At 73.7% G+C, this 21566-nt stretch carries 20 protein-coding genes; 11 read left to right on the top strand and 9 right to left on the bottom strand.

Translation table 11 applies throughout. The features are described from left to right. Nucleotides 1-4: 4 nt before the first annotated feature. From IH00_RS0116910 to IH00_RS0116895, 4 genes are read right to left on the bottom strand one after another with little or no spacing between them, the layout of a single operon-like run. Nucleotides 5-784 carry a CDP-alcohol phosphatidyltransferase family protein gene (locus IH00_RS0116910; RefSeq protein ID WP_052411427.1) on the bottom strand — a complete coding sequence of 260 codons (780 nt, stop codon included), beginning with the start codon at nucleotides 782-784 and terminating at the stop codon, nucleotides 5-7. Beyond that, entirely contained in the window at nucleotides 762-1823 is a 1062-nt protein-coding gene (locus IH00_RS0116905; RefSeq protein ID WP_031074388.1) for an iron-containing alcohol dehydrogenase family protein, read from the bottom strand. Before IH00_RS0116905 ends, IH00_RS0116910 begins: the two co-directional genes overlap by 23 nt. After that, nucleotides 1811-2545: a phosphocholine cytidylyltransferase family protein gene (locus tag IH00_RS0116900; protein WP_031074386.1), complete on the bottom strand. Its 735-nt coding sequence runs from the start codon at nucleotides 2543-2545 to the stop codon at nucleotides 1811-1813. Before IH00_RS0116900 ends, IH00_RS0116905 begins: the two co-directional genes overlap by 13 nt. Next, on the bottom strand, nucleotides 2542-4410 hold the full coding sequence (locus tag IH00_RS0116895) for a DUF5941 domain-containing protein (RefSeq protein ID WP_031074383.1): 1869 nt from the start codon (nucleotides 4408-4410) through the stop codon (nucleotides 2542-2544). Before IH00_RS0116895 ends, IH00_RS0116900 begins: the two co-directional genes overlap by 4 nt. A gap of 182 nt (nucleotides 4411-4592) precedes the next feature. Here IH00_RS0116895 and galE point away from each other — a divergent pair, with 182 nt between their 5' ends. The 4 genes from galE to idi all read left to right on the top strand — a co-directional run bounded on the left by galE (nucleotide 4593) and on the right by idi (nucleotide 8836). Next, nucleotides 4593-5579, top strand: a complete 987-nt coding sequence (gene galE / locus IH00_RS0116885) for a UDP-glucose 4-epimerase GalE (protein ID WP_031074380.1) — start codon at nucleotides 4593-4595, stop codon at nucleotides 5577-5579. Nucleotides 5580-5727: 148 nt separating this feature from the next. Next, nucleotides 5728-6669 (top strand): cation diffusion facilitator family transporter, encoded by a 942-nt coding sequence (locus IH00_RS0116880; RefSeq protein WP_031074378.1) that lies wholly within the window; start codon nucleotides 5728-5730, stop codon nucleotides 6667-6669. A 196-nt stretch (nucleotides 6670-6865) separates the two neighbouring features. Further along, nucleotides 6866-8122 carry a bifunctional class I SAM-dependent methyltransferase/N-acetyltransferase gene (locus IH00_RS0116875; protein WP_031074376.1) on the top strand — a complete coding sequence of 419 codons (1257 nt, stop codon included), beginning with the start codon at nucleotides 6866-6868 and terminating at the stop codon, nucleotides 8120-8122. Between the two features lie 120 nt (nucleotides 8123-8242). After that, on the top strand, nucleotides 8243-8836 hold the full coding sequence (idi, locus tag IH00_RS0116870) for an isopentenyl-diphosphate Delta-isomerase (RefSeq protein WP_031074374.1): 594 nt from the start codon (nucleotides 8243-8245) through the stop codon (nucleotides 8834-8836). Nucleotides 8837-8876: 40 nt separating this feature from the next. Here the strand turns inward: idi and IH00_RS0116865 are convergent, their stop codons facing one another. Continuing rightward, nucleotides 8877-9341 (bottom strand): ATP-binding protein, encoded by a 465-nt coding sequence (locus IH00_RS0116865; RefSeq protein WP_031074373.1) that lies wholly within the window; start codon nucleotides 9339-9341, stop codon nucleotides 8877-8879. A 445-nt stretch (nucleotides 9342-9786) separates the two neighbouring features. Between IH00_RS0116865 and IH00_RS0116860 the strand changes: the two genes are divergently transcribed. Continuing rightward, complete coding sequence (locus tag IH00_RS0116860) at nucleotides 9787-10545, top strand: enoyl-CoA hydratase/isomerase family protein (RefSeq protein WP_031074371.1); 759 nt, start codon at nucleotides 9787-9789, stop codon at nucleotides 10543-10545. Nucleotides 10546-10791: 246 nt separating this feature from the next. Here IH00_RS0116860 and IH00_RS0116855 read toward each other — a convergent pair whose 3' ends face one another. Both IH00_RS0116855 and IH00_RS0116850 read right to left on the bottom strand, forming a co-directional pair. After that, nucleotides 10792-11433, bottom strand: a complete 642-nt coding sequence (locus IH00_RS0116855; protein ID WP_031074369.1) for a DJ-1/PfpI family protein — start codon at nucleotides 11431-11433, stop codon at nucleotides 10792-10794. A gap of 15 nt (nucleotides 11434-11448) precedes the next feature. Then, on the bottom strand, nucleotides 11449-12417 hold the full coding sequence (locus IH00_RS0116850) for a GlxA family transcriptional regulator (protein WP_031074366.1): 969 nt from the start codon (nucleotides 12415-12417) through the stop codon (nucleotides 11449-11451). 111 nt (nucleotides 12418-12528) lie between these two features. Here IH00_RS0116850 and IH00_RS0116845 point away from each other — a divergent pair, with 111 nt between their 5' ends. The 6 genes from IH00_RS0116845 (at nucleotide 12529) to IH00_RS0116820 (ending at nucleotide 18568) form a co-directional block, all read left to right on the top strand. Continuing rightward, nucleotides 12529-13392: an SCO6745 family protein gene (locus IH00_RS0116845; protein WP_031074364.1), complete on the top strand. Its 864-nt coding sequence runs from the start codon at nucleotides 12529-12531 to the stop codon at nucleotides 13390-13392. Nucleotides 13393-13455: 63 nt separating this feature from the next. Continuing rightward, entirely contained in the window at nucleotides 13456-13584 is a 129-nt protein-coding gene (locus tag IH00_RS45065) for an LPFR motif small protein (RefSeq protein WP_267882573.1), read from the top strand. A 109-nt stretch (nucleotides 13585-13693) separates the two neighbouring features. Then, nucleotides 13694-15280 carry an outer membrane protein assembly factor BamB family protein gene (locus tag IH00_RS0116835; protein WP_031074362.1) on the top strand — a complete coding sequence of 529 codons (1587 nt, stop codon included), beginning with the start codon at nucleotides 13694-13696 and terminating at the stop codon, nucleotides 15278-15280. Between the two features lie 36 nt (nucleotides 15281-15316). Next, nucleotides 15317-15712: a hypothetical protein gene (locus IH00_RS0116830; RefSeq protein ID WP_031074359.1), complete on the top strand. Its 396-nt coding sequence runs from the start codon at nucleotides 15317-15319 to the stop codon at nucleotides 15710-15712. Between the two features lie 117 nt (nucleotides 15713-15829). Beyond that, nucleotides 15830-18223: a Tex family protein gene (locus IH00_RS0116825; RefSeq protein ID WP_031074357.1), complete on the top strand. Its 2394-nt coding sequence runs from the start codon at nucleotides 15830-15832 to the stop codon at nucleotides 18221-18223. 165 nt (nucleotides 18224-18388) lie between these two features. After that, on the top strand, nucleotides 18389-18568 hold the full coding sequence (locus IH00_RS0116820) for a hypothetical protein (protein ID WP_031074355.1): 180 nt from the start codon (nucleotides 18389-18391) through the stop codon (nucleotides 18566-18568). A 12-nt stretch (nucleotides 18569-18580) separates the two neighbouring features. Here the strand turns inward: IH00_RS0116820 and IH00_RS0116815 are convergent, their stop codons facing one another. Together IH00_RS0116815 and IH00_RS0116810 are read right to left on the bottom strand one after the other, a co-directional pair. After that, nucleotides 18581-20221 (bottom strand): ABC-F family ATP-binding cassette domain-containing protein, encoded by a 1641-nt coding sequence (locus IH00_RS0116815; RefSeq protein ID WP_031074353.1) that lies wholly within the window; start codon nucleotides 20219-20221, stop codon nucleotides 18581-18583. Between the two features lie 213 nt (nucleotides 20222-20434). After that, the gene (locus IH00_RS0116810) at nucleotides 20435-21547 is read right to left on the bottom strand and encodes a hypothetical protein (RefSeq protein ID WP_052411426.1); all 1113 of its coding nucleotides are present in this window, start codon (nucleotides 21545-21547) and stop codon (nucleotides 20435-20437) included. Nucleotides 21548-21566: the final 19 nt, after the last annotated feature.

Raw genomic sequence — 21566 nt, 5'->3', positions numbered from 1 at the left:
CGCGTCACCTCAGCCTGCTGGAGGCGAGGACGGACACCAGGTGCAGCACCGTCTGGAGCAGCGCGATGCCGGCCAGCACGGCGACGCCGAGGCGGGAGAAGAACAGGTCGCCCCGGACCTGGTCCACGACCGCGAGGGCCAGGATGAGCAGGGACGCCTCGATGCCGAGGATCAGCCGGTGGAACTTGAGCGCGCCGGCGGCCCGGCGGGCGAGCGCCATGCCGGACGAGCGCGGCTCGGCGGCCGCCTCCTTGACCGGCGGCAGCCCGCCCTGGTGCCGGGCGACACCGACCAGGTCGGTCTCGGCCTTGATCAGGATCGCGCCGAGCGCGGCCAGGGTGCCGAGGAAGGCCCACAGCCAGTCGATCCGGCCGCTGCCCCACAGGTCCGCGGCGCGCAGGCCGAAGCCGACCAGGACCGCCGCGTCGCACAGGTAGGCGCCGACCCGGTCCAGGTAGACGCCGGAGAGCGAGAACTGCTTCTTCCAGCGGGCCACCTCGCCGTCGACGCAGTCGAGCAGCAGGTAGAGCTGGACCGCCACCACACCGAGGACGGCACCCCAGACGCCCGGCACGAGCAGGGCCGGGGCGGCGAGCACGCCGCAGAGGGTCATCACGTAGGTCAGCTGGTTGGGCGTGACCTTGGTGGTGACCAGCAGGCGGGTGATGCGCAGCGAGATCTCGCGCATGTAGAGGCGGCCGCCCCAGTGCTCGCCGCTGCGCCGGTCCTTCACTCCCGCCGGATGGACGACCGGGCGGAGTTCAGCTACGGATGGTCTTGGCATGGTCGGCGTACGCGTCCCTGATCTGGTCGGTGGACAGGTCGAGGTGCTCGAGGATGGTGAAGCGCCCGGGGCGGGTCTGCGGTGCGTACTCCACGGCCGCGACGAACTCGTCCGGGGAGAACCCGATCTCCTCGGGCAGCACCGGCAGGCCGTGCCGGCGCAGTACCTCGGCGAAGAGCCCGGACTGCTCGCGGGCGCCGCGCAGGTGCATCGCGAAGGCGGCGCCGAGTCCGACCTGCTCGCCGTGGAGCGCGGCGCGCCCGGGGTACAGCAGGTCGAAGGCGTGGCTGATCTCGTGGCAGGCGCCCGACGAGGGGCGGGAGTCGCCGCTGATCGACATGGCGATGCCGCCGAGGACGAGAGCCTCGGCGAGCACGATGAGGAGCTCGTCGTCCTCGACGCCGCCCGGGTGACGCAGCACCGACTCACCGGACGTACGGGCCATGGCGGCGGCAAGGCCGTCGATCTGCTCGCCGGTGTGCCGGTGGGAGAGCTCCCAGTCGGCGATCGCCGAGAGGTTCGAGATCGCCTCACCGATGCCGGAACGGACGAACCGCGCCGGAGCCCGCCGGATCACGTCCAGGTCGATGACCATGGCGATCGGCGAGGGGACACCGTAGGAGCCGCGTCCGTTGTCGTTGTCGAGGGTCGCGATGGGCGAGCAGATGCCGTCGTGCGAGAGGTTCGTCGCGACGGAGACCATGGGCAGGCCGACCCTCGCCGCGGCGTACTTCGTCACGTCGAGGATCTTGCCGCCGCCGACTCCGACGACGGCGTCGTACCGCTTGCCCCTGATGGCGTCGGCGAGGCGCACGGCGGAGTCGATGCTGCCGTCGGCCACGTGGTACCAGTCGGCGTCCGGGAGCAGCGGCGCGAGCTTTTCGCGCAGCGCCTGGCCGGAGCCGTTGCTGATCGCCATGGCGAGCTTGCCGGAGGCGGAGATCCGCTGGTCGGCGAGGAGGCCGGCCAGGTCGTCCATCGCCCCGCGGCGGATGTCGACGACGACGGGTGAGGGGATGAGCCGGGTCAGTACAGGCACGCGATCCCACGGCCCTTCGCGAGGTCGTCGTGGTTGTCGATCTCGACCCACCTGACGTCGCCGATGGACTCCACGTCGATCCGGAAGCCCCGGTCGACCAGCTCCTGGTAGCCGTCCTCGTAGTACAGGTCCGGGTCGCGCTCGAAGGTGGTCTTCAGCGCGTCGGCGAGGGGCTCGGCGGCCTCGGGCTCGATGAGGGTGACGCCGATGTACTCGCCGTCGGCGGTGGCCGGGTCCATGAGCTTGGTGATGCGGCGCACGCCCTGGCCGTCGACGACGACCTTCATCTCCTCGTCGGCAAGCTTCTTCACCGTGTCGAGGGCGAGGATGATCCTCCGCCCGTCGCCGCGGGCGGCGAGGAGGTTCTGCTCGACGGAGACCGGGTGCACGGTGTCGCCGTTGGCGAGGATGACGCCCTCCTTCAGGACGTCACGGGCGCACCACAGGGAGTAGGCGTTGTTCCACTCCTCGGCCTTGTCGTTGTCGATCAGCGTGAGCTTCAGGCCGTACGCGGCCTCCAGGGCGGCCCTGCGCTCGTACACGGCCTCCTTGCGGTAGCCGACGACGATGGCGGCCTCGGTGAGGCCGACGGCGGCGAAGTTGGCGAGGGTCAGGTCGAGGACCGTCCGGTCGCCGTCGACGGGCACGAGGGCCTTCGGGAGCGTGTCGGTGTAGGGGCGCAGACGCCGTCCGGCACCGGCTGCCAGTACGAGGCCGATCATGCGGGTTCTCCTTCGTCGTGTACTGCGGGTGCTCCGGAGGACACCCAGAAGCGGATGGACTCCACGAGCACGACCAGCGCGACGGCCACCGCGAGAACGGTGAGCGCGACGGTGAAGTGGTCGCCTGCCGTCAGGGCCGCGGCGAGGACCGCGACCACGAGCGTGCGGCCCTCGTGGCCGCCGATCGTCCGCACCAGCCAGGCGGGCGGCGCGCCGGTGCCGCCGCGAATGCGGTAGACCGTGTCGTAGTGATGGTAGGCGACGGCCGCGACCAGGCCGAATGCCGCGGGGAGCGCCCCCGGGGCGTCGGAGCGGGCGGCGAGGGCGAGGACCGTGAGGTACTCGCCGGCCCGGAAGAAGGGCGGGACGAGCCAGTCGAGGGCGCCCTTGAGGGGGCGGGCGACGGCCAGGCCCGAGAGGCAGGCGTAGCCGAGGGCGGCGACCGCCGGCCAGGGCCCGCCGGCCGGGGCGAGGGCCGCGGTGGCGACGACGGCCGCGGCGCCGGTCAGTGCCGCGACGGGGGGCGCGAAGGAGGGCAGGGCGCGGGCGGCGCCGCGGAAGGCCGCGGCGAAGCCCTGGGCGAGCGGACCGGAGTCGGCCAGGTCGGCGAGGGCCAGGGCGGCGCGGTCGGTGCGGCGGGCCCGGCGGGTGACCGACCGCAGGAGGCGGCCGGCGGTGGTGTAGCAGGCGGCGAAGGCGCAGCCGACGAGCAGGGCGTAGAAGACGACGCGGGGTGTGGTGACCGCCGTGAGCACGGCGATCATGGCCCATCGTTCACCGATGGGCAGGACTATCATCCGGCGCGCCCACACCGTCCAGCCCCGGCTGTCGAGCTTGTCGGAGAGCGCGGCGGTGGGGCTGGTGTTGGCAGTGGCGTCGTGGTTCGCCTCGTTGAAGGAGAAGTCCACGACGTGGCGGCCGGTCTGCAGGATCATCGCGCCGAGCGCGAGCGCCCACACGTCGTCCCCGCCGCGGGCGGCGCCCAGGGCGAGGCCCGCGTAGTAGGCGTACTCCTTGGCCCGGTCGAAGGTGGCGTCGAGCCACGCGCCCATCGTCGAGTACTGCAGCGAGTAGCGGGCGAGCTGCCCGTCGGTGCAGTCCAGGACGAAGGAGAGGAGCAGCAGGACGCCGGCCGCGACGAACCCGCCGCGGGTGCCGGTCGCCGCACAGCCCGCCGCGACGAGGGCGGTGAGCAGCGAGGCCGTGGTGACCTGGTTGGGGGTGAGGCCCCGGCGGGCGCACCAGCGGGCGATGTACCGCGAGTACGGGCTGATGAAGAAGGTGGTGAAGAACCCGTCGCGGGCCTTCACGGCCGAGCGCAGCCGTACGGCCTCGTCGTCGACGGCCTCGACGGCGTCCCGCGTCTCCTTGCGGCTCTGCGGGTCGGCCGGCACGGCGGCGACCAGCGTCCCGAACTCCGGCCGGTGCACGTCGACGCCCTCGGCGCGGAGCGCGTCGGCGATGAGGTCGGGCAGGGTCACGACGGCGGTGCGGGTGTCCGCGGCGGGCCCCGGCCCGGTGCCGTCCGTGTCGTCCTGGGCGCCGGGGGCGGTCGCGGCGGCCCCGGGCGGCAGCGACGTCAGCGCCCGGGTCAGGGCGGTGCGGGCCTCCGGCTGCGCCGTCAGCGCGCCGGGGGCCGCGGCCGCCGGGAAGCGGGGGTCCGTCAGCGCGAGCCGGAGGGCGTGGACGTGCCCGACGAAGCGGGGGTCGACGACCGCGACGCGCTCGGCGGCCGGGACGGCGGCGAGCAGTGCGGCGGTCTCCCGCGGGTCCGTGGCGGTGCGGACGTCGAAGCCCAGCGACCGCAGATCGCCCTCGAGCGGCGATCCGGGTACCGGAGGACCGGTGAGGATGGCGGTCGACAGACGAACTCACTCCTTGGAGCCGGACAGGGACGGGGGGCGCGACGGCACGCCGGCTGAGGCTATCGGATGAACGGAAGCCGAAGTTCACCGAGGCTTCCGGGGGTGCGGGCGGCCGAGATCATCATGGTCGATCCACGCCTCGGCCCACAAACCGCCGACCCCCAGGGCATAGGCTGACCGTCATGACTTGGCTGATCACAGGCGGAGCGGGATACATCGGCGCCCATGTGGCGCACGCCATGGCGGAGGCCGGCGAGCGCGTCGTCGTGCTCGACGAGATGTCCTCCGGCGTTCCCGGACGACTGCCCGCCGCGATACCCGTGGTGCGCGGGTCGATCGCGGACCGTGAGCTGGTCGACCGGACGCTCGCCGAGCACGCCGTCACGGGTGTGGTGCACCTCGCGGCGAAGAAGCAGGTCGGGGAGTCGGTCGAGCGGCCGCTCCATTACTACCGCGAGAACGTGCACGGGCTGACCCTGCTGCTGGAGGCCGTGGTCGCCGCCGGGGTGAAGCGGTTCCTCTTCTCCTCGTCCGCGGCGGTGTACGGCGTTCCGGACGCCGAGCTGATCGGTGAGACCGCGCCGACCGCGCCGATCAATCCCTACGGCGAGACGAAGCTCGCGGGCGAGTGGCTGGTCCGCGCGGCGGGCCGGGCCCACGGCATGGCGACGTCCTGTCTGCGCTACTTCAACGTGGCGGGGGCCGCGCGGCCGGAGCTGGCCGACACGGGCGTGTTCAACATCATCCCGATGTTCTTCGACCGGATCACCCGCGGCGAGGCTCCGCGGATCTTCGGCGCCGACTACCCGACGCCGGACGGCACCTGCATCCGCGACTACATCCACGTCGCCGACGTCGCGGACGCGCACCTGGCCGTCGCCCGCCGGCTGGCCGGACAGGACGGCCCCGGCGACCTGACGGTCAACATCGGCCGCGGCGAGGGGGTCTCCGTGCGGGAGCTCGCCGCGCTCGTCGCCGAGGTGACCGGCGCCACCGCCGAGCCGGTGGTCGAGGCGCGCCGGCCGGGCGACGCCGCCAAGGCGGTCGCGTCGGTCGAGCGGATCACCGAGGAACTGGGCTGGACGGCGTCGTACGGCGTCCGCGAAATGGTCGAGTCGGCGTGGGAGGGCTGGTGCCTGCGCCACCCCGAGGCGCGCCGAACCCCCTGACGATCCGGCGGGGCCGGCGCTCTGACCTGCGGGCATCACCGCAGGTCAGAGCATATGACAACGGTGTTCAGTCCCGGCTTGCACATACCCCCCACCCGTAGTTCACTGGCCGCTCGAACAGGTGTTGTCGAGCGGCTGGAGGCATCGCATGGGGGCTGGGCACGACCACGGGCATACGCACGGGGGCCCGCCGCCGACCGGCACCGCGGCCGCCGCGTACAAGGGCCGGCTGCGGATCGCGCTCACGATCACGCTCTGTGTCATGGTGGCCGAGATCATCGGCGGCGTCATGGCCGACTCCCTGGCGCTGATCGCGGACGCCACGCACATGGCGACCGACGCGGTCGGCCTGGCGATGGCCCTGATGGCGATCCACTTCGCCGGCCGCCCCGCCACCGCGAAGCGCACCTACGGGTACGCCCGGGCCGAGATCCTCGCCGCGCTGGCGAACTGCCTGCTGCTGCTCGGTGCCGGCGGCTTCCTGCTCTTCGAGGCGGTGCAGCGGTTCATCACGCCGGCCGGGACCAAGGGGGGCCTGACGATCGCGTTCGCGCTGTTCGGCCTGATCGCCAACATGATCTCCCTCTCCCTGCTGGTGCGGGGGCAGCAGGAGAGCCTCAATGTGCGCGGGGCGTATCTGGAGGTGCTGGCCGACGCGCTCGGCTCGGTGACGGTGCTGATCGCGGCGGGCGTCATCCTCACCACCGGCTGGCAGGCCGCCGACCCGATCGCCTCGCTGGTGATCGGCCTGATGATCGTGCCGCGCACGGTGAAGCTGCTGCGCGAGACCCTCGACGTGCTGCTCGAGGCGGCGCCCAAGGGCGTGGACATGGCGGAGGTGCGCGCCCACATGCTGGCGCTGCCGGGGGTGGAGGACGTCCACGACCTGCACGCGTGGACGATCACGTCCGGGATGCCGGTCCTCTCGGCGCACGTGGTCGTCGATCCGAGCGCGCTGGACGCGGTGGGGCACGAGAAGATACTCCACGACCTGCAGCACTGCCTGGGCGACCACTTCGACGTCGAGCACTGCACGTTCCAGCTGGAGCCGAGCGGTCACGCGGAGCACGAGGCGAGGCTCTGCCACTGATACGGTTGTCCGGTCCATGCCTGTGAGAGGAGCTGAGGTTGATGACTGTCGCGGTGACCTTCCCGCTCGAGCTCGAACCTCAGCCTCGGGTGCTCGGCTGACCTGATCTGCGAAAGACCCCGGTCCTCGTTCCACGAGTGAGGACCGGCGGTCCCGTACGTCGGCCGGGGCCCGCCTCACACCAAGGGTTTCCACGTTGTCCGACAACGCTCTGCACGATGCTTTCTTCTCCCTGCACCACGGTCTGCCGCGGCAGGGACCCGGTTCCGACGACACCACCCGCCGACTGCTCGGTCTCGCCGCTGCCGCCGGCACGCTCCCGGCGCGTCCGCGGGTGCTCGACCTCGGCTGCGGTCCCGGCCGCGCCGCGCTGCTGCTGGCCGCCGAGGCCGGTGCCGAGGTGACGGCCGTCGACCTGCACGAACCGTTCCTGGCCGAGCTGCGGCGGGCCGCGGCCGACCGCGGGCTCGCCGCGTCCGTCCGTACGGTCGCGGCCGACATGGCCGAGCTGCCGTACCCCGACGGGTCCTTCGACCTCGTCTGGGCGGAGAGCTCGGCGTACGCGATCGGCTTCGACCGCGCGCTGCGCTCGTGGCGGCGACTGCTCGCCCCCGGCGGCGCGCTCGTCGTCACCGAGTGCGAGTGGACAGCCGGAGAGCCGTCCGCCGCGGCGCGGGCGTTCTGGGACGCCCACTACCCGTTGCGCACCTCCGCCGCCAACACGGCGGCGGCGGTCGCGGCCGGGTACCACGTCCTCGGCACGCACCTGCAGCCCGAGAGCGACTGGGACGAGTACTACGGGCCGCTCGATGCCCGGGCCGATGCCGCCGATCCGTCGGCGCCCGGCATGGCCGAGGCCCTCGCCGCCACGCGCGCGGAGATCGCCCTGCGCCGCGAGCACGGCACCGAGTACGGCTACCGGGGCTACGCCCTGCGGCCCGCCGACGCCCGCTGGCACACCCGGCCGGAGACGGACGCCGACCGGGGCGCCGTACGGGAGGTCACGGCCGCGGCCTTCACCACCGGGGCGGAGGCCGACCTGGTCGACGCCCTGCGCGAGGATCCGGCCGCCTGGCTGCCCGGCCTGTCGTACGTCGCCCAGGCCCCGGACGGCACGGTGGCGGCGCACGCGCTGATCACCCGCTGCCGGGTCGGCGGCGCTCCGGCGGCGGCGCTCGCGCCGGTCTCCGTGGCACCCGCGTACCAGCGGCAGGGCGCGGGTCAGGCGGTGGTGCGGGCGGTGCTGGACGCCGCGCGGCTGCGCGGGGAGCGGCTGGTACTGGTTCTCGGCCATCCGGAGTACTACCCGCGCTTCGGATTCGCCCCGGCCTCCCGGTACGGGATCGATGCGCCCTTCGAGGTGCCGGACGAGGCGATGATGGCGCTGGTCATGGACTCTTCGGGACCCGTTCCGCGGGGCAGGATCCACTATCCGCCGGCCTTCGGCGTCTGACCTCCCGTCACTCCGGTGGCTCAGACATCACGGGCGCGGGCCGACGTGTGCCGACAAGCGGCTTTTGTGCGGCAGACTGAGACTGCCCCACAGGGCCGGGAACCGAAGCGAAGGATGGTCATGCCGATCACACCAGCCACCGCGGCGAACAACTCGTCGAACGGAGTCAAGCCCTCGATCATGCTCGAACTGGTCGACGAGGACGGCACCACCATCGGCACCGCGGAGAAGCTCGCCGCCCACCAGGCGCCGGGGCAGCTCCACCGCGCCTTCTCGGTGTTCCTCTTCGACGAGGCGGGCCGGCTGCTGCTGCAGCGGCGGGCGCTGGGGAAGTACCACTCCCCCGGCGTGTGGTCGAACACGTGCTGCGGGCATCCCTATCCGGGCGAGGCGCCGTTCGCGGCGGCCTCCCGGCGGGTGCACGAGGAGCTGGGCGTGTCGCCGTCGCTGCTCGCCGAGGCGGGCACGGTCCGCTACAACCACCCGGACCCGGCGTCGGGTCTGGTGGAGCAGGAGTACAACCACCTCTTCGTCGGGATGGTGCAGGCTCCGCTGCGGCCGGATCCGCAGGAGGTGGAGGAGACGGCGTTCGTGACGGCGCAGGAGCTGGAGGACCGGCACGCGTCGGCGCCGTTCTCGGCCTGGTTCATGACGGTGCTGGACGCGGCGCGTCCGGCGATCAAGGAACTGACCGGGGAGAGCGGCGGCTGGTGAGCCACGCGCGAGGCCGTGCCCTGGGCTCCGGTGACGGGGTTCAGGGCTCGGCCGGGCCGGGTCTGAGCGGCAGCGCCGCCCAGACGATCTTGCCGCCGCTCGCCGTGTGCTCGACGTCGCACACACCACCGGCCTCGCGCGTGATCTCCCGGACCAGCATCAGTCCGCGCCCGCCCGTGCGGGCGGCGTCCGACTCCAGCGCCTTGGGGCGGTAGGGGTGGTTGTCCTCGACGGACACCCGGATCCACTCGGTGCCGATCCCCACCTCGACCGCGACCTCGGGCGACAACAGTGCCGCGTGCCGCACGGCGTTGGTCACCAGCTCGGAGACGATCAGCAGCAGTCCCTGTACGACGTCGTCGTGGGCGGGGACGCCTTGACGTTTCAGCAGATCCCTGACGGCGTGCCGGGCCTGGGGTACGGAGAGGTCGACGGCGGGAGCGGTGAAACGCCAGACCCCTTCGTACACCGGTGGCCGTGCCGGGGTTCCCCCACGGCTCTCGATGGTCCGGCTCTCACCCTCGTGCTCGATTGTCGCCACGCATCGAGTGTTGGGAGTGAGCCGCCTCCGGCCTGGCTGTTGACCAGAAGTCAACGACTATCGACGGATTCCGACCGGGTGGATATGCCAAAGTCAGGTGTTCGACCGCTCGGGATTGTCTTCTGACATCTTTGTCGACACGAGGGAAACGATCCTGCGGCACCGAAGCTGCGGCTGAGCCGCCTGCCCTCCCGGCGCACCGCCTCGGGTCCGGGCTCCCCCTCCCGGACCCGGCCGGGGGAAGGGCCGGGGCCGGGAGATGGGGTGGGATCCGGAGCGGGATCGGGGGTGGGAGTGGGGCCGGGCGGCGGAGTCGTACCGGTCATCACGCGCCTCCTTGCTTGTCGCTCGTCCGGACGGCGCCCCCTTCTTGATCGTACGATCGGGCCCGCCGGATAGCATCCGGCGCATGGAGCGCACGGAGCAGCAGCCGCAGCTGGAGCACAGCGTCACGGACGGCGTCGCCACGGTCGTCATCAGCAACCCCGCCAAGCGCAACGCGATGACGGCCGCCATGTGGCGGGCGCTGCCCGGGCTCCTCGCGGAGCTGGCCGCCGACCGCGCCGTCCGGGTCCTGGTGCTCACCGGCGCGGGCACCACCTTCTGCGCCGGCGCGGACATCGCGTCGCTGCGCGAACCGGGCGACGAGCAGCAGGCCCTCGCGGTGCGTGCCGAAGAGGCGCTGGCCGCCTTCCCCAAGCCGTCGCTCGCCGCCGTGCGCGGCTACTGCGTGGGCGGCGGCAGCCAGCTCGCGGCCGCCTGCGACCTGCGGTTCGCCGAGGAGGGCGCGCTGTTCGGCGTGACCCCGGCGAAGCTCGGCATCGTCTACCCGGCGTCGTCCACCCGTCGGCTGGTCTCCCTGGTGGGTCCCTCGGCCGCCAAGTACCTGCTCTTCTCCGGTGAGTTGATCGACACCGACCGGGCGCTGCGCACCGGCCTGGTGGACGAGGTGCTGCCGGCCGGGCAGCTCGGCAAACGGGTGGCGGAGTTCACCAGGATCCTCGCCTCCCGTTCCCAGCTGACCCAGGCGGCGGCGAAGGAGTTCGCTGCGGGGCGCACCGACCGGGACGGCCACTGGGCGGATCAGGCACGCGGCAGCGACGACACCGCCGAGGGCATCGCCGCCTTCCTGGAGCGGCGGTCGCCGCGCTTCACCTACGGCGTGTAGGCGGCGCCCCGGCCGGGCCGCGCGAGGTACGGCCGCACGGCCTGCCGGAGCGGGCGGGCCGCGGCGCGGGACCGCGGGCCCGGGTCTTTCGTGCGGACCGGGCCGGATCGGGCAGTGGCGTCCGGTGCATGGGGCCCCAGGCCCGTCAGGGCCCGGGGGACGCATCGCACGGCGGGGCAGCGACGACCGACGACAACGCCGCGAGGTGCAGGCGTCACGAGCCCGGCGGGATCCGGACGAGATGCCCTAGCGGGGCGCCGGGGCCTGCCCGTAGCGGTCGCGCCAGAAGGCGACGATCTCCGCCGGGGCCTTGGCCGGGGAGCCCGCGTCGTACGGGGGCTGCGGGTCGTACTCGGTGATGAGCTGGACGGTTCGGGCGTGCCGGTCGCCCGCGATCCGGCCGAGCAGATGCAGGCCCATGTCGATGCCGGCGGAGACTCCGGCGGCCGTGACGTACTTGCCGTCGGTGACGACCCGCTCCTCCGCCGGCTCGGCCCCGTACGCCTTCAGCTCGTCCAGCGAGAGCCAGTGGGTGGTGGCGCGGCGGCCTTCGAGGAGTCCGGCGGCGCCCAGGATCAGCGCACCGGTGCACACGGAGGTGGTCCAGGTGCTCGTCGCGTCGGCGGTGCGCAGCCAGTCGAGGGTCTCCTCGTCGCGGACGACGGGCTCCCAGTCGCCGGTGCCGGGGACGAGGACGATGTCCGGCCGGGTGACCTCCGCGAGGGAGCGGTCGGCCACGAGGGCGAGGTTGCCCTGGTCGTTGCGGACCGGGCCGGCCTCCTTGGCGACCAGGACGGTCTCCGCACCGGGCAGGTGGCTGATCATCTCGAAGGGGCCGACGGCGTCGAGCGCGGTGAAGCCGTCGTAGAGGAGGAAGGCGATCTGCATGCGGAGGCTGTCCTTTCAGCGGGTGGGCAGGGGGGCGTGGAAGCGCCGCCGGTACTCGGCCGGCGGGGTGCCCAGCGTCCTGACGAAGGCGCGGCGCATGGCCTCCGGCGTTCCGTAGCCGGAGGCGCGTGCCACTTCCTGGACGCCGTCGGCGGTCTCCTCCAGGAGGCGGCGGGCGTGTTCGAGACGGACGCGGTCGACGTAGCGGCCGGGTGTCGTGCCGGTCTCCGCGTGGAAGGCGCGGGCGAAGTGGCGTGGTGAGAGGCGGGCCCGGGAGGCCAGGGCCTCCACGGAGAGGTCGGCGGCCGGGTGCTCGGTGATGAACTGCTGCAGTTCGCGCAGCGGTTCGCGGCGGGCGGTCTGGGCGGCGAGCTGGGCGCTGAACTGCGCCTGGTTGCCGGGGCGGCGCAGGAAGACCACGAGGTGGCGGGCGACGGTGAGGGCCGCTTCGCGGCCGAGGTCCTCCTCGACGAGCGCCAGGGCGAGGTCGATGCCCGCGGTGACACCGGCGGAGGTCGCCAGTTTCCCGTCCCGTACGAAGATCGGGTCCGGGTCGACCGTGACCTCCGGGTGCTCACGGGCGAGGCGGTCGCAGAAGGCCCAGTGCGTGGTGACGCGGTGGCCGTCGAGGAGGCCCGCCCGGGCGAGCAGCAGCGCGCCGGTGCAGACGGAGACCAGGCGCTCGGCACGCGGGGCGTGCAGGCGCAGCCAGTCGATCAGCCGCGGGTCGGGCCGGAGGGAGCCTTCGCCGCCGGGCACCAGCAGGGTGTGCGGCGCTCCGGCGTCGGCGAGGGAGGTGTCGGCGGCCAGGCGCAGGCCGCTCCAGGTGCGCACGGGCGCGCCGTCGAGCGAGGCGGTGCGGAGGGGGTAGGCGTCACCGGCGGGACCGCAGCGGGCCGCTCCGGCGAACACCTCCACCGGTCCGGTGACGTCCAGGCTCTGCACGCCGTCGTAGAGGACGACGAGCACGGGGCGCTTCGTCATGCGTTTCATCCTTCGGGGCCGGCGGTACGGCCGCAAGGACGAAGATCCCACCCTTTCTGCCATCGGTTCCCGCCCATGGAGCGCGTACCAACCAGTCGGTAACCTGGCGCCATGACGACTCTGCCGCCGCGCGCCGGGCGCCGGTGCCACAACGCCCTGAATCCGCTCCACTCGACGGTCTACTTCTCCCCCGACTACGCCAAGGAGCTCGCCGGACTGGGCATCGAGGACTCCAACGCCGCCTACTTCGCCGGCCGGGCCGCCGCCATGGGAGCCGTGGGCCCCGGCACCGTCGCAGCCACCTTCTACAACTTCAGCCACGAGCTGATCGCCCAGCACCTCCCGGCCGTCTGGGACGTCGCCCCGCCCGCGGCCGTGCTCGCCGCGCGGCTGCGGGCCGCCGACACCACCCTGCGCCGGCTGCTCGGGGACGACACGGTCGCCTCGGAGGCGATGGCGGAGGCCGCCGGGCTCGCGCTGCGCGCCGCGGAAGGGTGCACCCGGCACGCCCGGCCGCTGTACGCCGCGCATGCCGACCTGCCGGTGCCCGAGGAACCGCACCTCGCCTACTGGCACGCGGCGACACTGCTGCGCGAACACCGCGGTGACGCCCACCTCGTCGCCCTGCTCTCCGCCGGCCTCGACCCGCTGGAGGCGCTGGTCAGCCACACGGCGACCGGCAAGGGCATGGCGCCCCGCTGGATCCTCGCCACCCGCGGCTGGCGGCGCGGCGACTGGGACGCGGCGGCCGACCGGCTGCGCGAGCGCGGTGTGCTGGACGAGCGGGGCGAGCTGACCGAGGCGGGCACGGCGCTGCGCGCGGAGCTGGAGGAGCACACCGATCGCCTGGACGCGGCCCCGTACGAACACCTCGGCGCCGCGGGTGTCGAGCGGCTGACGGAGCTGGGGCGGGTCTTCCTGGGCGCCGCCGCGACGGCGGGCGCGTTCCCGCAGGACCTGGTCGGCAAGGGCTGACGTTTCGGCAGGTACGCGGCGGCAACCCGCAGGAGGCAACCCGAGAGCACACGGAGGTGCCCCTTGCGTACGATCGCCGACTTCTTCCGCATGATCGGCTCCGCGGTCGCCACGGTGGTGACCCTGCCCTTCCGGCTGCTGGCCCGGCTCTTCGGCGGGGCCTCGCACGGCGGCAGGGCGCGCCGGGCCTGAGGGGCGCCCCCAGAACGGACTGGCGCGCACCGCCGCCCCGACGCGATCATGGACCGCCGTCCCGCCTCCCGGGGCGGCGTTCGCGTGTGCCGCCCCAGGAGGGAACCGTATGCCCCTTGTTCCGGACGTCCGGCGCGTGTTCGGCGACGAGCCGTTCGCGCAGACCGGTGAACCCGCCGTGGCCGTCGTGGACGACCGCTCGCGGCTGATCGCCGTGGGCGGGGACGTCGGATGGCTCCAGTGGTCGGGCGACGGAACGGCGGACCAGAAGTGGACGGGCCACCGGGCCGGGGTCTACGAACGGGACGGTCTGCGGTGCCGGCACCTGGTGCGGTCCTCGTACCCGGTCCGCTCGCTCGCCTTCCATCCCGTCCTTCCGCTGCTCGCCGTCGCCACCGGCGGTTACGACGGCGGCTACTTCTTCGAAGGCGAGTTGCTCCTGGTCGACCTGGACACCGGGACGGTCGTCTCCGCGCTGGAGGACCGGCGGGAGGTGCGCGCCGTCGAGTGGCTGAGCGGTACGGCGCTGCGTCTGGTCCTCTCGCCGCCGGACGACTGGGACAACCCCGGGGCCCACGGGCAGGGGCACACGGCCGTCGTCGAACGCGCCGACTGGCGCGCGGTCGCGGACGGCGCGATCGGCGCGCGGGAGCTGGCCGCGCCCCCGGAGCCCCTGCCGGTGCGGGACTCCGCCGAGGAGGCCCGCCGTCTCCTCGCGGAGCTCGCGGCGGAAGCCGGCCTGCCATGGTCCCGGCGCCGCCGGGTGTGGGCCGTGGAGGGTCTGGAGGACGGCCGCGTACTGGCGGCTCTGGACGGGGTCCTGGCGGAGTCGTGGCTCCCGTCGGGCGAACGGCAGTGGGCCGTCGGAGACGAGCAGGGCGGTCGGCAGCTCGTGCCGGCAGCCGGTGGGACGTCGGTCTGGGCCAACTCCGAACGCCGCGGCCGCCGGTCACCGGCGGACCGGGAGACCACCCGGCTCGTCCGCATCGCGGTCGACGGAGGGCGGGTGCTGGAGACCGCGGACCCCGAAGGGCCCGTGGTCCTCGTCCCGGGCGGCGGGCGGACCGTCCTGCGGCCCCTGGAGGTACCCCGGGGGCGGACCGGGCGGCTGGTGCTGCTCCGCTCCGGGGGCCCGGCCGAAGGCCCCGGGGTCAGCGGCTTCGACCCGTTCAACCACGCGTTCCCGGTGCGGCGCGCCGGCCGCCCGTACCTGCTCGTCGGTTCCGATCCCGGAGAACCGCACGTGGACAAGTGGGTCACGGCCCTGGAGGCCGACGGCACGCTGCGACGGCTCTTCCCGCACTCGTGGGCCGCGGAGGAGCACCACGGCGGCGGTCCGGCCGTGGAGACCGGCCGGTCCCTGGTGCACGCCGGAACCGTCCACCACGGTCACGGCCTCCAGCCCGGGGGTGCGTACGTCGTACGGCGGTCCCTGACCGACGGCGCGGTGCGGTGGCGGTACCGCTCGGACCATCCCGCGACCGCCCTCGACACCGACGGTGCCACGGTCTACGTGACCTGCAACTCCGGCTCCCTGGTGGCGCTGGACGCCGGTGACGGCTCGGTGCGGTGGCGCACGGAACTCCGCGTCGGCGGCGCGCCGACCGTCGGGCTGTCCCTGGCGGTCGCGCCCGGGGACCGGCTGCTCGTCGGGACGGTCGACGGCCGCGTCCTGGAGTACGCGCTCACGCGGTGATCGCCGCCGTGCGGGCGCTTGCTACGTTCCTCCGTCATGCGATCACATGAGTACGACCGGGACTTCCGCGACCGGGCCGCCCGGACCCGGGGTCTGGGAGCGGCGCTGCTGGCGGTGGCGGCCCTGCTGTGGACGTGGTGCGCCCTGCTGCTGATCACGCCGTACGAGGTGGACGAAGGGCCCGGCGACCGCCATCCCGAGGAGTGCGCCGCGCGCCTGTTCACCGATGCGGGGACGGCCAACGACGGTGTCCGGCGCGGTGACCGGTGCGCGGACGAGCGGGACTGGCCCGAGGCACTGGCCGTGCTGGGGCTTTCGGTGCCGCTCGCCGTCGCCGGATCGGTCCTCCTCACCGTGGGCGCCGTCAGCCTGCGGATGAGCGCCCACGCCGAGGCGATGCGGGTGCTGGACGACCTCGCCGACCGGCCGTAGGCCGCCGCCCCGGCCGGAACGCGCCGCGCCCCGGCGCCGGGGCACGCGACACGTCGCGGGCCGACCCGGCAGAATGCAACGGCAAGCTGGAGGCACGAGAAGGCGAGTCGGGACACCGTGACGACGTCCATCGAAGGCAGGATCGCCGAGGAGCTCGGCGTACGGGAGCGGCAGGTGAGGGCGGCCGTCGAGCTGCTCGACGGCGGGTCGACCGTGCCGTTCATCGCGCGCTACCGCAAGGAAGCGACCGAGATGCTCGACGACGCGCAGCTGCGCACGCTCGAGGAGCGGCTGCGCTATCTGCGGGAGCTGGAGGAGCGGCGGAGCGCGATCCTCGACTCCGTACGCGAGCAGGGCAAGCTCACCGAGGAGCTGCGGGAGCGGATCCTCGCGGCCGACACCAAGGCGCGGCTGGAGGACATCTACCTGCCGTTCAAGCCGAAGCGGCGCACCAAGGCGCAGATCGCCCGGGAGGCCGGGCTGGAGCCGCTGGCCGACAGGCTGCTCGGCGATCCGTCGGTGGACCCGCCGGCCGCGGCCGCCGCGTTCGTCGACGCCGGCAAGGGCGTCGCGGACCCGGCCGCCGCCCTGGAGGGCGCGCGCGCCATCCTCACCGAGCGGTTCTCGGAGGACGCCGACCTGATCGGCGAACTGCGCGAGCGGATGTGGACGCGCGGACGGCTGGTGGCGAAGGTCCGGGAGGGCAAGGAGGAGGCGGGCGCGAAGTTCGCCGACTACTTCGACTTCGCCGAGCCCTTCACCGAGCTGCCCTCGCACCGGGTGCTGGCCATGTTCCGCGGGGAGAAGGAGGAGGTCCTCGACCTCGTCCTGGAACCGGAGGAGCCGGTCGAGGGTCCCTCGTCCTACGAGGGCATCGTCGCCGCCCGGTTCGGGATCGCGCAGCGTGGCCGGCCGGCCGACAAGTGGCTCGCCGACACGGTCCGCTGGGCGTGGCGCACCCGGATCCTCGTGCACCTCGGCATCGACCTCCGGCTGCGGCTGCGCACGGCGGCGGAGGACGAGGCGGTACGGGTCTTCGCCGCCAACCTGCGTGACCTGCTGCTCGCGGCGCCGGCCGGGACGCGGGCGACGCTCGGGCTCGACCCCGGCTTCCGCACGGGCGTGAAGGTCGCGGTCGTGGACGCGACCGGCAAGGTCGTCGCCACCGACACGATCCACCCCCACGTCCCGGCCAACAAGTGGGACCAGTCGCTGGCCACCCTGGCGCGGCTCGCGAAGGAGCACGCCGTCGAGCTGGTCGCCATCGGCAACGGCACGGCCTCGCGCGAGACCGACAAGCTGGCCGGTGAACTGATCGCGAAGCACCCGGAGCTGAAGCTCACGAAGGTGATGGTGTCCGAGGCGGGCGCTTCGGTGTACTCCGCGTCCGCGTTCGCCTCGCAGGAGCTGCCGGACCTGGACGTGTCGCTGCGCGGCGCCGTGTCGATCGCGCGGCGGCTGCAGGACCCGCTCGCGGAGCTGGTGAAGATCGACCCCAAGTCGATCGGCGTCGGCCAGTATCAGCACGACCTGTCCGAGGTGAAGCTGTCCAGGTCGCTCGACGCGGTGGTCGAGGACTGTGTGAACGGTGTCGGCGTCGACGTCAACACCGCCTCGGCGCCGCTGCTCTCGCGGGTGTCCGGGATCGGTGCGGGTCTCGCGGAGAACATCGTGGCCCACCGGGACGCCAACGGCCCCTTCCGCTCACGCAAGGCGCTCAAGGACGTGGCGCGACTCGGCCCGAAGGCGTACGAGCAGTGCGCCGGCTTCCTTCGGATCCGCGGCGGCGACGACCCGCTGGACGCGTCCAGCGTGCACCCCGAGGCGTACCCGGTGGTGCGGCGGATGGTGAAGACGACGGGCGGCGAGGTCGCGTCGCTGATCGGCAACACGTCGGTGCTGCGGTCGCTGCGGGCCGACGACTTCGTGGACGAGACCTTCGGTCTGCCGACGGTCACGGACATCCTGCGGGAGCTGGAGAAGCCGGGGCGCGACCCGCGGCCCGCGTTCAGGACCGCCACCTTCAAGGAGGGCGTCGAGAAGATCGGCGACCTGGAGTCCGGGATGGTGCTGGAGGGTGTCGTCACGAACGTGGCCGCGTTCGGTGCCTTCGTGGACGTCGGTGTGCACCAGGACGGGCTCGTCCACGTGTCGGCCATGTCCCGGAACTTCGTCAAGGACCCGCGCGAGGTGGTGAAGCCGGGTGACGTGGTGAAGGTGAAGGTGCTGGACGTCGACATCCCGCGCAAGCGGATCTCGCTGACGCTGCGCCTGGACGACGAGACCACCGGCTCCGACGGCGCTCCGGCGCCGAAGCGGGAGCGGGGCGGCCGGCCCCCGCAGCAGCGCAAGGGCGGCGGGGGCGGCAAGGGCGGGGCCGGCGGCGGCAAGGGCGGGGGCGGCGGCCGTACGTCCCAGGCCCCGGCGCCCGCCAACAGTGCCATGGCGGACGCCCTGCGCAAGGCGGGACTGCTCGGCGGAGGAGGAGGCGGCGGCAAGGGCCGCCGCTGACCTCCCCCGGGCCGCCCGGTGCCGAGGTGCCGTCCCGGGTGGCCGTGACCGTGGGGCGGGAGGGTGTTCCCGCCCGCCCCACGACGTGCGGGCGGCGGCGGGCTGTGTGACCCTGACCGCGTCACGAGGTCGTCCGACGACCACAGGCGCCAGACGGAGGCGGTCATGAACCAGCTCGGAGAAAAGCCCGAGGAAGTCCGCAAGCACCTGGAGGAGGAGAAGCGGGAGGCGCGGCACAAGGAGCGCGGGGCCGCGGACGCGGACCGGCCGGACCGCGCCGGGCGCCCCCGACCCGGCGAGGACGCCTCCGAGGACACCTACGAGGAGCCCGAGGACCGCCCGTAGCGGCGGGGCGCGTCAGAGTTCGGTGACCTTGCCGTCCGCCACCTCGACCCGGCGGGTCGTGCGGACCGCGTCGAGCATGCGGCGGTCGTGGGTGACCAGCAGCAGTGTGCCGGTGTACGCGTCGAGGGCCGTCTCCAGCTGCTCGATGGCCGGCAGGTCGAGGTGGTTCGTCGGCTCGTCCAGCACCAACAGGTTCACGCCCCGGCCCTGGAGCAGGGCGAGCGCGGCGCGGGTGCGTTCGCCGGGCGAGAGGGAGGCGGCGGGGCGCAGCACGTGCTGGGCCTTGAGGCCGAACTTCGCCAGCAGGGTGCGTACGTCGGCCGGTTCGGTGTCGGGCACCGCCGCGCAGAACGCGTCCAGCAGGGACAGGGTCCCGTGGAAGAGGCGGCGCGCCTGGTCCACCTCCCCCACGACGACCCCGGAGCCGAGGGCGCAGTGGCCCGCGTCCAGTGGGAGGCGGCCGAGGAGCGCGGCGAGCAGGGTGGACTTGCCGGCGCCGTTGGCCCCCGTGATCGCGACCCGGTCGGCCCAGTCGACCTGGAGCGAGGCCGGTCCGAAGCGGAAGTCGCCGCGCCGCACCTCCGCGTCGCGCAGGGTCGCCACGACCGCGCCGGAGCGCGGGGCGGTGGCGATCTCCATCCGCAGCTCCCATTCCTTGCGGGGCTCCTCGACCGCGTCGAGGCGCTCGATCATGCGCTGTGTCTGACGGGCCTTGGCGGCCTGCTTCTCGCTGGCCTCGCTGCGGAACTTGCGGCCGATCTTGTCGTTGTCGCCGCCCGCCTTGCGGCGTGCGTTCTTGACGCCCTTGTCCATCCAGGAGCGCTGCATCTGGGCGCGGTCCTCGAGGGCGGCCTTCTTGTCGGCGTACTCCTCGTAGTCCTCGCGGGCGTGGCGGCGGGCTGTCTCGCGCTCCTCCAGGTACGCCTCGTAGCCGCCGCCGTAGAGGGTGATCCGCTGCTGGACCAGGTCCAGTTCGAGGACCTTGGTGACGGTGCGGGCGAGGAACTCGCGGTCGTGGCTGATGACGACGGTCCCGGCGCGCAGACCGGTGACGAAACGCTCCAGGCGCTCCAGACCGTCCAGGTCGAGGTCGTTGGTCGGCTCGTCGAGCAGGAACACGTCGTAACGGGACAGCAGGAGCGAGGCGAGTCCGGCGCGGGCGGCCTGGCCGCCGGAGAGCGCGGTCATCGGCTGGTCGAGGCCGACGGTCAGGCCGAGCGAGCCGGCGACCTCCTCGGCGCGCTCGTCGAGGTCCGCGCCACCGAGGCCGAGCCAGCGTTCCAGTGCGGTGGCGTACGCGTCGTCGGCGCCCGGGGCACCGTCGACGAGGGCCTGGGTGGCCTCGTCCATCGCTGTCTGCGCGGCGGCGACGCCGGTGCGGCGGGCGAGGAAGCCGCGTACGGTCTCGCCCTCGCGCCGCTCCGGCTCCTGCGGGAGGTGACCGACCGTGGCGGCGGGCGGCGACAGGCGCAGCTGCCCCTGCTCGGGCGTGTCGAGCCCGGCGAGGAGGCGCAGCAGGGTCGACTTGCCGGCGCCGTTGGCGCCGACGAGGCCGATCACGTCTCCGGGCGCCACGACGAGGTCCAGACCGGAGAAGAGGGAGCGTTCGCCGTGGCCGGCGGCGAGGTCCTTGGCGACGAGGGTGGCAGTCATCAGGTGGTCGATCCTAAAGGGTGCCCGGTGGCCCGCGCCGTGCCCGTCCTGCTCGGCGGGACCGGCCCCGGAGAGTGTCCGCCGGAGCCCCGCCCGCCCGCCGGACGGGTCTCCGCCGCCTCCCGGCCCCGAACCGGCCCAGGGCGTCCGGGCCCAGCGGCCTGCTGAGGCCCGCCCCGGCGCGCCGCGGCAACGTCATCCTCGCCAGGCCGCTCAGGCCGTCGCCGGTGCGACCAGCACGCTGTCCATGGTGCGCGCGACCAGGTACGAGCCACCCCTGGCCGCCCGTGTCCCCAGCGGGATGCGGTGGCTGCCCGGTTCCAGGACGCCGTCGAAGAGCTCGTGGGTGCGGGTGCGGTGGAGGCGGTCGAGCCGGTACGCGACCAGCTGGACGCGGCAGGCGGAGGTGACCTCCACGACCGCCTCGCTGTCGGCCACGGTCAGGCCGGTCAGGCGCCGCCTCGGCAAGGGGGTGCGGTCCAGGGCATGCTCGATCTGCGCGACGAGCAGCGGGATGACGGGGGCGAGCCCGTCGACGTACGCGATGTCCGCGCCCGCCCGGCGGAAGGCGTCCCGCACGGCGGCGCGCCGCTCCTCCCCGACCGCCCGGCCGAACGCCACCGCGTCGTAGGCGCGCAGTTCCTCGGGCGGCACGTTGGTGGCGTCCTCCGCGATGTCGGCGCCGACGCCGATGCCGCGCAGGGCGGCGGCGAGGCGGGCGAGGATCGCGACGCGCGCGCCGATCAGCAGGACGCGGTGGCGTACCGGGGCGGTGGTCCCGTCCGCGCTGCCGGGAGGGCCGGGGTCCGCCGGGTCCGCGGAGTCGCCGTGCACCCCGGGACCGCCGGTCAGGAGCCGCTCCAGCTCGGTGCGGTACTCCTCGCCGCGGAAGCGGAAGGGGCCGATGCCGTGGTAGCCGTTGCGTTCCAGGTCGGCGGTCTCGTCGGTCTGCCAGGCGAAGTCGCGCCACACGACGTCGTCGCCGTCCCGCTCGATCACAGCGGTGACGGCGCCGCAGCCGAGGTCCTCGCATTCGGGGCACCCGTAGATGACGTACCGCCCGTCGGGAAGGGGAGCATCCGCCTCCAGCAGCAGCCGGCGCACATGGCCGGTGATCACGGCGGGCGGTACGTCGGAGGCGAGCGGGGACACGGCGTCGAGGTCGGAGAGCTGATGGAGCAGCGGGTGTCCGTCGACGATGAAGTCCATGAAGTCGCGGTGCACCCGGTAGCCGCCGCCGGCCAGGACGGCACCGGCCCGGACAGCCGGGGCCAGGGCGAAGGAGGCGTGGGCGGGGGCGTGCTCGTGCTCGTGCTCGGCAGGCATGCCGGGAGTATTCCCGCCG

Origin of the sequence: Streptomyces sp. NRRL S-118 (assembly GCF_000716335.1) — a bacterium.
GTDB lineage: Bacteria > Actinomycetota > Actinomycetes > Streptomycetales > Streptomycetaceae > Streptomyces.
This window is presented reverse-complemented; position numbering and strand designations above follow the sequence as displayed.

Coding starts and splice junctions, on each gene's coding strand:
- IH00_RS0116910 (WP_052411427.1), bottom strand. CDS start 784: ATGCCAAGACCATCCGTAGCTGAACTCCGCCCGGTCGTCCATCCGGCG.
- IH00_RS0116900 (WP_031074386.1), bottom strand. CDS start 2,545: ATGATCGGCCTCGTACTGGCAGCCGGTGCCGGACGGCGTCTGCGCCCC.
- galE (WP_031074380.1), top strand. CDS start 4,593: ATGACTTGGCTGATCACAGGCGGAGCGGGATACATCGGCGCCCATGTG.
- IH00_RS0116880 (WP_031074378.1), top strand. CDS start 5,728: ATGGGGGCTGGGCACGACCACGGGCATACGCACGGGGGCCCGCCGCCG.
- idi (WP_031074374.1), top strand. CDS start 8,243: ATGCCGATCACACCAGCCACCGCGGCGAACAACTCGTCGAACGGAGTC.
- IH00_RS0116860 (WP_031074371.1), top strand. CDS start 9,787: ATGGAGCGCACGGAGCAGCAGCCGCAGCTGGAGCACAGCGTCACGGAC.
- IH00_RS0116855 (WP_031074369.1), bottom strand. CDS start 11,433: ATGCAGATCGCCTTCCTCCTCTACGACGGCTTCACCGCGCTCGACGCC.
- IH00_RS0116850 (WP_031074366.1), bottom strand. CDS start 12,417: ATGACGAAGCGCCCCGTGCTCGTCGTCCTCTACGACGGCGTGCAGAGC.
- IH00_RS0116845 (WP_031074364.1), top strand. CDS start 12,529: ATGACGACTCTGCCGCCGCGCGCCGGGCGCCGGTGCCACAACGCCCTG.
- IH00_RS0116835 (WP_031074362.1), top strand. CDS start 13,694: ATGCCCCTTGTTCCGGACGTCCGGCGCGTGTTCGGCGACGAGCCGTTC.
- IH00_RS0116830 (WP_031074359.1), top strand. CDS start 15,317: ATGCGATCACATGAGTACGACCGGGACTTCCGCGACCGGGCCGCCCGG.
- IH00_RS0116820 (WP_031074355.1), top strand. CDS start 18,389: ATGAACCAGCTCGGAGAAAAGCCCGAGGAAGTCCGCAAGCACCTGGAG.
- IH00_RS0116815 (WP_031074353.1), bottom strand. CDS start 20,221: ATGACTGCCACCCTCGTCGCCAAGGACCTCGCCGCCGGCCACGGCGAA.
- IH00_RS0116810 (WP_052411426.1), bottom strand. CDS start 21,547: ATGCCTGCCGAGCACGAGCACGAGCACGCCCCCGCCCACGCCTCCTTC.